At 30.7% G+C, this 13,317-nt stretch carries 14 protein-coding genes; all 14 read left to right on the top strand.

Features of this window, described 5'->3' with window-relative positions; all coding sequences use genetic code 11:
* A complete protein-coding gene (locus FTRAC_RS02990; protein ID WP_013452748.1) occupies positions 1–936 on the top strand; it encodes a hypothetical protein in 936 nt (311 codons plus the stop codon).
* Complete coding sequence (locus FTRAC_RS02985; RefSeq protein WP_013452747.1) at positions 917–2,362, top strand: lipopolysaccharide biosynthesis protein; 1,446 nt, start codon at positions 917–919, stop codon at positions 2,360–2,362. The genes FTRAC_RS02990 and FTRAC_RS02985 overlap by 20 nt, the downstream gene beginning before the upstream one ends.
* Positions 2,363–3,058, top strand: a complete 696-nt coding sequence (locus FTRAC_RS02980; RefSeq protein WP_013452746.1) for a sulfotransferase — start codon at positions 2,363–2,365, stop codon at positions 3,056–3,058.
* Positions 3,055–4,134: a DegT/DnrJ/EryC1/StrS family aminotransferase gene (locus FTRAC_RS02975; protein ID WP_013452745.1), complete on the top strand. Its 1,080-nt coding sequence runs from the start codon at positions 3,055–3,057 to the stop codon at positions 4,132–4,134. Before FTRAC_RS02980 ends, FTRAC_RS02975 begins: the two co-directional genes overlap by 4 nt.
* A gap of 1 nt (position 4,135) precedes the next feature.
* A complete protein-coding gene (locus tag FTRAC_RS02970) occupies positions 4,136–4,864 on the top strand; it encodes a dTDP-4-amino-4,6-dideoxyglucose formyltransferase (RefSeq protein ID WP_013452744.1) in 729 nt (242 codons plus the stop codon).
* A complete protein-coding gene (locus FTRAC_RS02965) occupies positions 4,857–5,711 on the top strand; it encodes a glycosyltransferase family 2 protein (protein ID WP_013452743.1) in 855 nt (284 codons plus the stop codon). The genes FTRAC_RS02970 and FTRAC_RS02965 overlap by 8 nt, the downstream gene beginning before the upstream one ends.
* The gene (locus tag FTRAC_RS02960) at positions 5,711–6,568 is read left to right on the top strand and encodes a glycosyltransferase family 2 protein (protein ID WP_013452742.1); all 858 of its coding nucleotides are present in this window, start codon (positions 5,711–5,713) and stop codon (positions 6,566–6,568) included. The genes FTRAC_RS02965 and FTRAC_RS02960 overlap by 1 nt, the downstream gene beginning before the upstream one ends.
* A gap of 140 nt (positions 6,569–6,708) precedes the next feature.
* Positions 6,709–7,011 carry a polysaccharide deacetylase family protein gene (locus tag FTRAC_RS02955; protein ID WP_041649465.1) on the top strand — a complete coding sequence of 101 codons (303 nt, stop codon included), beginning with the start codon at positions 6,709–6,711 and terminating at the stop codon, positions 7,009–7,011.
* An 86-nt stretch (positions 7,012–7,097) separates the two neighbouring features.
* Entirely contained in the window at positions 7,098–7,565 is a 468-nt protein-coding gene (locus tag FTRAC_RS02950) for a polysaccharide deacetylase family protein (RefSeq protein WP_041649463.1), read from the top strand.
* A gap of 2 nt (positions 7,566–7,567) precedes the next feature.
* A complete protein-coding gene (locus tag FTRAC_RS02945; protein WP_013452741.1) occupies positions 7,568–8,470 on the top strand; it encodes a sulfotransferase domain-containing protein in 903 nt (300 codons plus the stop codon).
* A complete protein-coding gene (locus FTRAC_RS02940) occupies positions 8,467–9,579 on the top strand; it encodes a glycosyltransferase (protein WP_013452740.1) in 1,113 nt (370 codons plus the stop codon). Before FTRAC_RS02945 ends, FTRAC_RS02940 begins: the two co-directional genes overlap by 4 nt.
* Entirely contained in the window at positions 9,572–10,705 is a 1,134-nt protein-coding gene (locus FTRAC_RS02935) for a glycosyltransferase family 4 protein (RefSeq protein WP_013452739.1), read from the top strand. Before FTRAC_RS02940 ends, FTRAC_RS02935 begins: the two co-directional genes overlap by 8 nt.
* Positions 10,702–12,120, top strand: coding sequence for an O-antigen polymerase (locus tag FTRAC_RS02930; RefSeq protein WP_013452738.1), 1,419 nt, complete (start codon positions 10,702–10,704; stop codon positions 12,118–12,120). The genes FTRAC_RS02935 and FTRAC_RS02930 overlap by 4 nt, the downstream gene beginning before the upstream one ends.
* Positions 12,121–12,413: 293 nt before the next feature.
* Positions 12,414–13,214, top strand: coding sequence for an O-methyltransferase (locus FTRAC_RS02925; RefSeq protein ID WP_013452737.1), 801 nt, complete (start codon positions 12,414–12,416; stop codon positions 13,212–13,214).
* The last annotated feature ends 103 nt before the right edge of the window (positions 13,215–13,317 follow it).

Raw genomic sequence — 13,317 nt, 5'->3', positions numbered from 1 at the left:
ATGCAAAAATTTCTTTTAAAATTTTCTTATTTTTCAATACCTCTATTATCTGCATATTTATTAATAGAATATGCGAATCGGAATATTCCAAATGAATATTTAACCAAGATTGAGAATTTCGAGAGATCAGTAAATGATATTGAAGTTTTAGTATTTGGCAGTTCTCATGCTTTGAGAGGGATAAATCCTGACTACTTTACAGATTATTATTCCTTTAATATGGGAATGGTTGGTCAACCGATGCAAATCGACTTTGAGATATTTGATAAGTATAAAAAGCAATTAAACAATTTGAAGGTATTAATTATTTCGATCTCTCATTTTACCTTAAGCACGAATATTAGTGAGGGTAGAATTGCTAAAAGGGTACCTTACTATCAACATTTTTATAAGCTAGATCTATTATCACATTATAATCTTAATCGCTATACTGTATTGCCATCAGTCGGATTCAAAAAAGCTACGGTAAATTGCATAAAATTTTGTGTGCTTGGTAAGAAAAGAAAAATTGAAACTAATAGATATGGATATATGGGTGAAGGTGGATTGTTAGTAAAAGACTCTTTATCATTTTTAACAGCAGCCAATGAAGCAGCTCTTCTACATAAAGATGATAATAGCTATGATATTAAAAATAACTTGATTTTGTTAAATAGAATAATAGCATGGACATCAGCCAGAAATATCAAAGTTTTTTTAATTGAAACTCCAAAAACTAATGAATTTCAAGATATTCGAGATATTAAGAAAACTGATTTAATAGATAGTACTTTATTTTTATTAGATTCAGTGAATCCAAACGTCACCTATCAAGATTATACAGAATTATTTAAATATAAGAAGTATTTCCGAAATCCAGACCACCTTAATGATTTTGGAGCTAAAGAGTTTACGTTAGTTTTAAATAGCAAGATTAATGAGCTCTTTAAGGAGTAGGACTGGCATAGCCTTAGCTTGGGATTTATTAGGTAATTACGGAGGACAAATCAGTTCATTTATTATTTCTATTTTCTTAGCACGTTTATTAGATCCAGAAGAATTTGGTTTGGTAGGCATGTCTATGGTGTTTATTGCTGTTTTGCAAATATTTAAGGATATGGGGTTTGCTTCTGCTCTTATTCAGAATAAAGAAAATACTAGCTTAACATATTCCTCTGTTTTTTATTTAAATGTTTTTGCGGGGATAATTTTTACTGTTGTAATTTATTTTTTAGCACCATTTATTGGGGGCTTCTATGAGAATCAAAAGGTAACGGATTTAGTAAGACTGTTATCTATTACTTATTTTATTAGCAGTTTTAATATTGTTCAAATCACCATTTTAAGAAAAAAACTTGATTTTAGAAGTCTTACATTTAGGCAATTATCAAGTCAAATCGTTGCAGGTATTATAGCTATTATTTTTGCTTGGAAGGGATTTGGTGTTTATGCATTAATAATACAACAAATTACCGCAGCTTTAATAAGTACTGTTTTGTTATGGAAAATATCTGATTGGCATCCAAAAATTGAATTTTCGTGGCTAGAAGTTAAACAACTGTCAAGTTTTTCAATTTATGTATTTGCAGCCCAATCTGTAAATCAATTGATTAAACAAGCAGATACTCTTATAGTGGGTAAATTATTTTCCCCTGCCACACTGGGTTTTTATTCTAGAGCTAATTCCTTGAATAGCTTAATAAACAAGAATTCTGTTAGTAGCATAGCAAAAGTTTTCTTTCCAGCTTTAGCAAGTATACAAGATAAAGATGAACGGTTTGAAGCAATTTTTTTGAAAGTGATAAGTTTGGTTTCTGTTTTATCTGTATTTTTGACTGGATTTTTTTTTATAGCAGGAGAAGAACTAGTAATAGGTCTATTTGGTGCTAAGTGGGAGCCATCTGTATTTATTTTTAAAATTATAATAATTAATGGGTTTACTTACCCAATCAGCGCAATGATAGTAAACGCTTTTATGGCTAAGGGTAAATCTAAACAAAATTTCCACTACGGAAACATCCGTAAAGTAATACAATTGACTCCGATGATTTTTGCTTTTTTATATGGATTTAATGCCTTTTTGTATGCTACAGTTGCTTCTAATATCTTAGCCTGGATTTTGAATAATATATTCGTTCATATTTCCTTGAAAATATCTTTAAAGGATCAATTTAAAGTGGTTTTACCTAACTTATTGGTAGTTGTTGTTTTGCTTTTTATAATTGAATATTGGTTGAATATCGACAGAAATTTGATTAATACTATTTTAAAATTACTAGGCTATACAGCTATTTATTTATTGTATCTCAAAATTTCAGGCAATATAATTCTAGATGAAATGAATACTATCGTCAATAAGATCAGATTAAAATTAAATCAATAAATGAAATTTTTCTTAAAAAGAATCAAAAAAGAATTAATCGCAATCAAATTAATTCGCAAACCGAAGATTTTTGTAATTTCTTTCCAAAGGACAGGAACAACTTCAACGGGTAGATTTTTATCTGACCATAATTATAGAGTAGCTACATATTCTATATCAAAAAGAAATAATTGGACCTTAAAATGGTTCAAAGGAGATTTTGAAAAAATATTTAATTCTTTAGAATTTAAATCCCATCAGGTATTTGAAGATGATCCATGGTGGTGTGGTGATTTTTATAAAGTGTTATTCCATCGATGCCCAAATTCGAAGTTTATCTTATTAGAAAGAGATGCTGATAAATGGTTTGACTCAATGATAAGCCATTCAGGAGGTAAAACTTTAGGGAATACCTACAGCCACAGTAAATTATATGGAAGGGAGATTGATTATTATGATCTAAATATTCAAAGTACTAAATTGTATTCTCCTGAAATTGATAATTTATTAGAATTAGATGAGAGTTATCGAGAACATTATAAAAAAGTTTACCTTTTACGAAATAGAGAGATTTTAGAATTTTTTGATCAGTTTGGTAAAGATAGATTAATTCATACTCGATTAGAAGATCAAGATAAATGGAAAAAAATTGGAAAATTTTTAAATTTTCAAGTCAAGGATGGTTATAATATTCACGCTAATAAAAGTAATAAATGATTCCTGTTACTAAACCTTATCTTCCACCTATTGAAAAGTATCAAAAGTACGTTGAAGGCATTTATCAGCGACAATGGCTTACCAATAACGGGCCTCTGGTAAATGAATTTGAACTTCAGTTGAAAGATTATCTGGAACAGAATCATTTGCTATATGTTAGTAATGGTACAATAGCCTTGCAAATTGCTATTAAAGCTCTGAAATTAAAAGGAGAGATTATCACAACTCCATTTTCATACGTAGCTACTACAAGTAGTATAGTTTGGGAGGGTTGTACTCCTGTTTATGTTGACATCGATGAAGGAACATTAAATATCGATCCAAAAAAAATTGAAGATGCTATTACAGGTAAAACATCAGCTATTTTAGCTACTCACTGTTTTGGAAATGCTTGTGATATAGATGCTATAGACGGTATTGCTAAAAAGCATAATTTAAAGGTTATTTATGATGCAGCTCATTGTTTTGGTACTCAATATAAAGGTAAAAGTATCTTTGGATATGGTGATATTAGTACTTGTAGTCTGCATGCAACAAAATTGATGCATTCCATAGAAGGGGGATTGGTAGTTACTAAGGATCCAGATTTATTAAAGCGAATGGCTTACATGCGTAATTTTGGGCATGATGGCCCCGAGAAATTTAACGGTGTAGGGATAAATGCAAAAAATTCTGAATTTCATGCAGCTATGGGCTTAGCTGTATTAGATGATATAAAAGTAATTTTGGAAAGGAGGAGGGAGCAATCAAAGTATTATGACGAGAAATTATCTAATTTAGAAGTTAAATATCAGAAAATACAAGAGCAGTGTGACTTTAATTTTGCTTACTATCCTATAGTCTTCAAATCTGAGGAAATCTGTTTAGCTACAAAAAAAGGTTTAGAAATAAATGAAATATTCCCTAGAAGATATTTTTATCCTTCACTAAGTAAGTTGGAATATGTCGGCACACAAAGTGTAGCGAGTTCTAATTCTATTTCCAAAAGGATACTTTGCCTACCGGTTTTTCACACGCTTAGTAAGGAGGAACAAGATATGGTTTGTCGAATTTTACTGAGAATTCAAAATAATTAAAATGAAGACATTGGTATTAACTGATAATGTGATCATTTACGAAGGTCTAAAAAAAATTTTTGATGATTACAATTATGATCATGTTGATTTTGCGCATAGTCATATAAAATCTGATATTTGGAGTCATGAGGACTTTAGAGGATTTGATAAAGCAATCAATGTTAAGCAAGATCAGGAGTTCCTTATTAACAATTATAATCTGATCATTTCCGGTCATTGTAAACAATTTTTCCCCAAAAAATTAGTGAATCAAATTCGCTGTATAAATATTCATCCTGGTTATAATCCAATTAACAGAGGTTGGTATCCCCAAGTATTTGCTATAGTAAATGATTTGCCAATTGGAGCAACAATCCATGAAATGGATGAAAAGTTAGATCATGGACCAATTATTACAAGAGCAATGATAGAGAAACATGAAGAAGATACCTCACTGGAAATTTATACCAGAGTGATCAATGAAGAATTAAAATTGTTTAAAGAAAATTTTAAAGAGATTATTAGTAACACCTATAAAACAATTACAATAGCGGGAGAAAATTCGCACTTTTTTGATAAAGAGGATTTTAAAAACCTGTCTGAAATTGATTTAGATAAGAAGGTTAGTTTTAGAGAGGCTTTAGACTTTTTAAGAGCAATGACACATGGTGACTATAAAAATGCCTACTTCATAGATAAAAAAGGTGATAAAGTCTTTGTGTCAATAAAATTGAATAAGGAGAATGGATAAACCACTAGTAAGCACTTGTATTATTGCTTATAATCATGAAGCTTATATTGAAGAATGCTTGCTGGGAGCTTTAAAGCAAAAATTAGAATATCCTTATGAAATTGTTATCGGAGAGGATAAATCAACCGACAAAACATTAAAAATTTGTAGAGAATATGCTTCAAAGTTTCCTGATAAAATAAGACTTCTCGAAAGAACTGAGAATTTGGGTATGAATGGAAACTGGGTAGATACTATTAAAAATTGTAACGGTAAATATATAGCTCTTTGCGAAGGAGATGATTATTGGACAGACCCTCTTAAACTGCAGAAGCAAGCAGATTTATTGGAAAATGATGAAGAGTTTGTATTAAGCTACCATAATGCTATGTGTATAAATGAGGATAATTCAAATAGCCTTGGTCTTAAGTTAAATAAATCTGAGTGCAAAGATTTTGAAGGAGAAAAATTAAAAAGAATTGTCACATTACCCACATCAGGAGTTTTATTTCGAAAGTTTAATATTGATTTAATTCCTGACGGTTTTTATAAAGTGCTTAACGCAGATACATTTCTTTGGGCTATTTTAGGAGAATTTGGAGGTGCCAAATATTTAGATACTGTAGAGCCAAGTAGGTATAGAATTCATGATTTAGGTATTTACTCTAGTTTAAATAAATTTGAGAGAAATGCCAAAAGATTAGATACTTTTAAATACATTCAAGCGTACTATAAAAAAGATAAAGATATTTACTCCTTCTATAAAGAGAAAATTAGAACCAGGAAATTTTATATGCTAAAGAGTTCCATTAAGCAACTTAATATTAAAAAAACAATTTATTCAATTAAGATAATTTTTCTGAAATAGTGATAGCAATACTGATTAAAACGTATAATCGAGAAAAAACTTTATTTAATACTTTAGAAAGCATTTCTAAGTTTTGCAAAAATATAGAGTATAAACTGTACATTTTCGATGATAGTAATAAAATAAGTAATGAAAAAATCATTTATTACGATAAGCTAAAATGTAGTAATCATTTTATCTATTGTACGGAAAGTAAAACTTCTGTAACAGCGGCAAGAAATTTTTTAGTTCAAAATTTAGAAGATGAAAAATATGTTCTCAGAATAGATGATGATTTTGAATTTAACAAAGATACAAAATTAGAAGTTTTAATTTCAATTTTAGATTTTGATTCTCGAATTGGAGTCATTTCTGGTATTGAAAAACAAATTGGAACGGGTAAAGGTGTTTTGAACGGAGAAATAAGTCCAAGACAAGGTTTTTTTAAAATTGAAGATGAAGTTTTAATTAAGAACAATGTTCCTGTAAAAAATTGGAAATTTAATAAAACAAACAAGAATCATAGGTTTTCTTATTGTGACTTTTCAAGAAATTTTTTAATGATAAGACGTTCAGTTTTTAATGATATTTCATGGGATGAGTCTTTACCTTTTCATGGCGAACATGAGGACTTTATGTTGCAAATTAAACAATCACCATGGAAGCTTGCGTTCTCCCCTGACAGTATGCATTTCCACCGTGAGGATTTATCAATTGAGGAAAGAAATAAATACAAGGAGGAAAAGATGATTTTAAATAAAAAATCAGACTGGGCTAAATATTTTTATATTAAATGGAAAGTGAAGAAAAGGAAAAATAGTTATCCTTTACTATATAATCTTGAAAGAAAACTCAAGTCAATTATTGGAATCCATTGATTTTGAATATGCTATCCGAATAAGAATGGAATGTTTTGGTATTCCATTAGAATATTAAGCTCCAATATGCAGATATCGGTATAAAACAGAAGTTCCCTAGTATCGGATGAATAAATTAATGGAAATAATATAATAAAAATATGCATTCAAAACATTTAATTGATTTATTTAAGACCTTTTATAGACAGTGTGGATTATGCTATCATTCCGTTTCTAACATTTCAGATTTAGATGATCAATATTTACATAATGTAAGTGTAGATAAATTTAAGAAGCAGATTACTACTATCCCTAAAATTTGGGGAGATTTGTCATTGAATTTTAATTTGATTAAACCTTTTATAACATTTGACGATGGTTATAAAAGTTTATTACAAACTGCAGTTCCGATATTGAAAAAGCATAAAATACCGGCTTTTTTTTTATTAATTCCAAGACTTTAAATGGTGACATACTATGGAGAGACAAAATTCGTCTACTATATAATCATAATTTAGAGAACGAATTTTTAGAAGAGCTTAGAAAAAATATGACTTTATGCGCTAATTTTTCTTTGTATAAAGATTCTAAATCACCTCATATTTCATCAAAATCTGTAGAATCTGAACTTAATCAATTTATTTATAGAAAGGGGATTGGCCACAAAAATGATTTGTATATGAATAAAGATGATTTAAAGGAATTGGCAGAGGTCAAATTTTTTCATTTGGGAAATCATACAAAAAGCCATTATTTTCTTTCCTCATTATCTTATGAAGAACAATTGACAGAAATTGAAAGTGGTTTTCAGGATTTGGTGGATTTAGATTTACCAATCTCAAAAGTATTTGCTGCTCCATTTGGTAATTATGATAGTGTAAATGAAGATACATTTAAAATCTTAAGAAGTAATAGTTATGAAGTTCTGTTATTAACAAATGGCAGGCAAAATTTAAAATTAGATGTAAGAAAATCTGCTGGAAAGATTAAAGTTTATAATCGATACTTGCCGAAATAAATATGTTAAATTCAATAAAGAAATTACTACTAGGCTCACCAAAGGCTATTAATGATAATCCGTTCAAATCATTGTCTTATTATAATGATTTCGTCAATGACAATTTTCTCCTTTGCACAGGTATGGGTAGAAGTGGCACTCACTTCATGGCAAAATTATTTGATAATTCTAAAAATGTTGATGCACTTCACTTAGATGAAGTTGGTAATTCTACTGCAGATAGCTTCTATCAATATGCAAAATGGTATGGTCTTGATGTTGATACCTATCCTTTATTGTCTTCTAGAAATTACTTAATTAAGGAGGCAAAATCAGAGAATAAGATATTTTTTGAGTCAAATCCATACCTGTCCTTACATATTTCTGATTTCATTAAACACTTGAATACTAAAGTTATTCTAATATATAGAGATCCTAAAAAAGTTATTGAATCACATTATAATAAGGGTTGGTATTTAGACCATAAGTTAGCATTTCAAATTGATCAGCATCGGTTGCCAGGGTATCAATATGAGTATCAAAGTCCCAATCATTTTTTTGGTAGATTTCATCCAAATACGAGAAGGGAATTGGATGGTTGGCAAACATTAACAAGAGTAGGGAAAATATCCTGGATGTGGAGGCAGGTATATAAAACGGGGCTCTCTGAATTGAAGAGTCATCCAGCTAAAATTTATCTAGTGAAGCTAGAAGATTTTGATTACTCAAGTTATCAAAATTGTTGTAAGTTTTTAGGAGTATCTGAAATTACTGAAAATAGGTTTGAAGAAATACGGACTAAGAAACCTGGTAAAGGTGCTTACTCAAGTTTTCCTGAGTGGTCAGAGAAAGAAATTAATGAATTTCTATTTTACACTAATGATATTTTAAAAGATTTAAACAATCAATTAAAAAAGAGTTTGTGAAAATATTTTATTTAGCCGAATCAATTATCCCATCAAGAGCTGCAAATAGCATTCACGTAATGCAGATGTGTGCTGCCATGTCTGATTTGGGAAATCAAATTACCCTTGTAGTTCCGAAATTTACTAATAATCAAGTTGAACGGGAAGTAACTAATGTATTTAAGTTCTACGGTGTTCCTGAAACTTTCAAAATTAAATTCATAAAAAAACCTTCTATAACTGGGGGGGTGTATATCCGCGCGATACAGGCTGCTATTTTTGCTAAAAAAAATAAAGCAATTATTTATAGTAGAGATTATTGGGGGGCATTATTTGCTTGTCTTTTTGGTTTAAATGTATATCATGAATTTCATCAACCTTTGCCAGAATATAGAGGTTGGCGTGGTTTTCTATCCAGAAAGTTTCATAGCAATGCTAGATTAAGGAAGATTATTGTGATATCAGAAGCTTTAAAAAAAATTTTTATGGCTGCTGACATTTCAAAGGAACGTATGTTGGTGGCACACGATGCTGCTTCTGAAGGTCAACATATACCTGAAAGATTAGTAGACGGGTTTCATATTGGTTATGTTGGTCATCTGTACGAAGGTAGGGGGATAGAGTTGATTTTTGAAATGGCTAAGCAGCTACCAGAATATTATTTTCATTTGATTGGAGGGAATGACACAGATATCAAAAGGCATAAAGGAAATAGACCCCCTCGAAATATTATTTTTCATGGATTTTTACCACCTTCTAAAGTAGGAGCACTTCGAAAATCAATGGATATATTACTTGCTCCCTACCAGAAGGAGGTGAAGATATGGGGCGGACTAAAAAATACTGTAGATTATATGAGTCCGCTGAAGGTTTTCGAATATATGTCAACCAAAAAGCCTATAATTATTTCTGATTTACCAGTTCTGCATGAAGTATTAAATACTGAAAATGCTGTTTTTTGTGATCCAGAAAATGCAAATGAGTGGGTTGAAGCCATAGAATCATTAAAACAAAATTCAGAAAAGAGAGATTTAATTGCCTTTCATGCATATCAAGACTTCAAGCAGAAATACACTTGGGATAAAAGAGCAAAAAATATAATGCAGGTTATTCACAAAGATTATGAATGAAAAGAGGATTTTATATGTTTTTTATCAAACTCCAAATCAGGCCAATGGTGGAGTAAATAGTTTATGGGAAGTGATTCAAGGACTTCAAGAATATCAGCCAGTTCTATTGACGAATAGGGCTTCTGATATTACCCGAAAAGCAAAATCAAGAGGCCTAAAAGTTTACCTTTTCAAGCAAAACGAAAATTTCGGTCTATTTAATAGACTATTTAATTTGATTCTTTTTCAATTCATTATGCTTAAGGTCTTTTTGAGCCATAATATTAAAGTCACACATTTTAATGATATTTTGGTTTTATTAAATGGAGTCTTTTTATCAAAATTGTTTCAAAAAAGAATTTTATTTAATATTAGAGCAGTAAAAGAGCCAAACCAAGTTTACAGTCTTAAATGGAAAATTGTAGATCTTTGTGATTATATAGTTTCTCTTTCATGTGAAATGAAAAATGAACTTTTAACTCGGCTACCTGTGAAAAATCAAAATAGTCTAAAGAAGAAGTCAAGTGTAATTTACAGTATTGTAGATTTAGATAAATTTAAACCAGCTAGTAATAGTGTGAAAAATAAACTAGCCTGCGAATTTAATTTTGATGAAAATCAATTAAATCTAGTTTACCCAGCAGCTTTTAAAGAAGTGAAGAATCAAAAGGAATTCATAACCGAATCACTTGAATTTGTAAAAAAGAATAATGTTCATATTCATTTTGTTGGTGACTTTAATGAATATGCTACGCAATGTGAGGAAATTGTAAGCAAAAATAAGGCAGACAATCATTATACTTTTCATGGCTTTAAAAAAGATATTCATGAATTTTACTATGCTGCTGATTTGGTGATCTTAGCCTCCAAAAGAGAAGGTATGGCGAGGTGTATGATTGAAAGCATAGCATGTGGCAAACCTTTTGTTTCTTTCAATGTAACTAGTGCCAAAGAAATTTTAGAAAAAAATCGATGTGGGTTGGTTGCTAAACAAGGTGACTACCGATCTTTCTTTGATAAAGTTTTGGAACTATCTTCCAATACCAAAATGTATCAAGAATATGCAGCAAATGGTAGAGTGCTTGCAGTAGGGAAATTTGATAAAATTCATAATATTGAACAATATAAATCAATTTATTTCTCTTGAATAAAAAACTGAACGTTTTCATTGAAATACCAGTTCTGGTTAAATTTTTAATAGTACTATACTTTGTAGTGTTTGTACTAACTGAAAATCTATTGCAATTGGCACATGAAAAGGAACCTAGTGTTGCCATTATTACTATAGTAATTTTGAATATACTAACTGGCGCTTTAGGTATATTTCCTTTCTTTCTCCGCGGTTTTGGTTTACTACATCTGCTTATCTTCCCGGATTTAATAGGGTTATTTAAAGGATTTGCCAAAAACCCAGTTGGCTTTTTTGAATTAAGCTACGAGAATGGCGTGATTCTTAACACTACAAGTGCTGGCTATATTCCACCGTATTCACTGATTGACCTTAACCTACAATCTACCTTTTTAACATTCATTTGGATAATTTTTGTTTATGTTGGTTATTTCTATTCTAATCCACAGCTAAGTTTGCAGCTAAAAGGTATTGCTAAAACAGCGTCACAAAAGAGATTCTACTTATTGTCATTAGTTGCTGTTATCGTAATCATGGTATTCTTTTATAGCGTAGGAGGCGTCACGAGTTGGATTTCAACTTGGGGTTTGGCTGGAGGCAGAGATAAAGCAGCTGAAGGATTAGGTCCCATAATGAGATTGCTTAAGGTTGCTTATTTTATTCCACTAATTTGGTATTTGCTGAAAGGAACTAAAGTCTTTAGAAATCCTGTTTTTTTGCTGATTTTACTCCTGACAATTTCCGTTGGTTTTTTCTCTACTGGTTCTAGGTCATCTGTTATTACTGTCATTTTAGCATTCTTTGTGGTGTATATGATAAAAACGCATAAAATTCCAAAAGTAGTACCTGTCATCAGTTTTTTTGTAGCAGTGTTTTTATTTGGTCTTTTAGGTCAGATAAGGTCTGAATCAACCTATAATCAAGGTCGATTTGCATGGGAGAATATTGAGTTCGATATTAAAGAAAACATAGAGGATGCTGGCCAGGAAGCTGAAGCATGGGCAGGTTTGGGTACTTCAATAGCTATTTATGATAAGGTTCCAGATGAAATAGATTATTTGTATGGGAAGAGTTATGTAGCTTTTATCATGTTTTGGATCCCTCGTGCAATATGGTCTGATAAACCACACAGTGCTGGATATTATACAGGGAGAGAAATTTTTAATAGTGGGGGAGGCGTACCCCCTCCTCCTAATGCGGAAGCTTTTTGGAATTTCGGATATTTAGGAGTGATAATTATAGCCTTTGTGCAAGGTGTATTATCCAAACTTATCGTAAATACTTTTAGGCAGTATTATTTTGTGCCGGGTGTCGTTATATTTTATGTTTTTATATTGATTTCAGGCTTTAGTATGTCTACATTGGTGCTAACTGCACTATTACAGAGCTCTATTTTTATTTTTCTCGTATTGAAATATTTAAGACTGATTTAAGTTAACGAGTAATCTTTTTCTATTGTAGGCTTTCTAAAATGTGCCAAAGGTATATTTTTCAATTTTTCAAAAATTCTTCATTAAGTTCCTGAATACCACTATAGAGATCCATTGTTTTTAGATAAGCGTTCCACAATTCCTGAGCAAATCAAAAATCTATGATCTGATTTTTTGATGTGGGAGTAAGGAAAACTCACTCTTATCTGCTATGTTTACAAAGTCAAAAAATACTGCCCTAAACTTTGAGGTTTCATCAAGGGCACAATAATTATCAAGTTTATTAAAAAAAGGGTATGGTTAAGAATTTTTCGTTTGTCAAGAGGCTTTTATGGTATTTAAGGAATCCTAATCACTGGAATCATTTCTTTTTTGCAATCAAAAGAAGATTTCGTTGGTTAATAGTTGGTAGAGAAAAATTTGATAAAAGTATTGAAGCTGAAAAGTGGTGTAAAGAAATGAAGATAGCCGATGATGAAATAATTAGAAATACGACAAATAGTGATTCTGTGGCTTTGCCATCTGATTTAGTGAATTACATAGAAGAAAAGAAGAAAGATCTAAATAGCGCTGATGTAGTGTTAGGGGATGAAGGTAATTTACACTTAATGTACAATTTGATTGTCTTATCTAAGGCTAATAGAATCATTGAAACCGGAGTTGCCTTTGGTTGGTCTTCTTTAGTTATTCTTTCTGCAATTAAAAATAGTAATGGTAGATTAGTCAGTACAGATAAACCTGTGCCGGATAAAGAGACAAATCGATATATTGGGATTGCAGTTCCGAATGATCTGAGAGAAAATTGGGTTTTATACAAAGAAGCTGATATCTCAGGGCTTGAAAAGGCTTTTAAGTTACACCCATCCTATGATCTTTGTCATTATGATAGCGATAAATCATATGAAGGTAGAATGAGAACCTACCCCAAACTCTGGAAAAGCCTAAAGCCGGGAGGTATTTTTATTTCTGATGATATAGGGGACAATATGGCGTTTAAGGAATTTGCCGAAGATATTGGAAAAAAACCTTATGTTTCTCACTCGATTACTTCAGCTGGAGACCGATATGTTGGCATACTAGTTAAAGATAGTATTTAAGAAGTTATTCTAAATAGTTTTTTGATCAACACTGGGCTGGCAATTTAGTTTAAACTAGCCTGCCTAAGAAGCTATTATAGCTCTTAAAAAGGTAAAATTAATT

Source organism: Marivirga tractuosa DSM 4126, from assembly GCF_000183425.1.
In the GTDB taxonomy this organism is placed as follows: Bacteria; Bacteroidota; Bacteroidia; order Cytophagales; family Cyclobacteriaceae; genus Marivirga; species Marivirga tractuosa.
The sequence above is the reverse complement of the archived record's forward strand: the minus strand, read 5'-3'. Positions and strand labels throughout refer to the sequence as shown.

Excerpts from the sequence above, each read along its gene's own strand:
- FTRAC_RS02990 (WP_013452748.1), top strand. The coding sequence starts at position 1 with ATGCAAAAATTTCTTTTAAAATTTTCTTATTTTTCAATACCTCTATTA.
- FTRAC_RS02985 (WP_013452747.1), top strand. The coding sequence starts at position 917 with ATGAGCTCTTTAAGGAGTAGGACTGGCATAGCCTTAGCTTGGGATTTA.
- FTRAC_RS02980 (WP_013452746.1), top strand. The coding sequence starts at position 2,363 with ATGAAATTTTTCTTAAAAAGAATCAAAAAAGAATTAATCGCAATCAAA.
- FTRAC_RS02975 (WP_013452745.1), top strand. The coding sequence starts at position 3,055 with ATGATTCCTGTTACTAAACCTTATCTTCCACCTATTGAAAAGTATCAA.
- FTRAC_RS02970 (WP_013452744.1), top strand. The coding sequence starts at position 4,136 with ATGAAGACATTGGTATTAACTGATAATGTGATCATTTACGAAGGTCTA.
- FTRAC_RS02965 (WP_013452743.1), top strand. The coding sequence starts at position 4,857 with ATGGATAAACCACTAGTAAGCACTTGTATTATTGCTTATAATCATGAA.
- FTRAC_RS02955 (WP_041649465.1), top strand. The coding sequence starts at position 6,709 with ATGCATTCAAAACATTTAATTGATTTATTTAAGACCTTTTATAGACAG.
- FTRAC_RS02950 (WP_041649463.1), top strand. The coding sequence starts at position 7,098 with ATGACTTTATGCGCTAATTTTTCTTTGTATAAAGATTCTAAATCACCT.
- FTRAC_RS02945 (WP_013452741.1), top strand. The coding sequence starts at position 7,568 with ATGTTAAATTCAATAAAGAAATTACTACTAGGCTCACCAAAGGCTATT.
- FTRAC_RS02935 (WP_013452739.1), top strand. The coding sequence starts at position 9,572 with ATGAATGAAAAGAGGATTTTATATGTTTTTTATCAAACTCCAAATCAG.
- FTRAC_RS02925 (WP_013452737.1), top strand. The coding sequence starts at position 12,414 with ATGGTTAAGAATTTTTCGTTTGTCAAGAGGCTTTTATGGTATTTAAGG.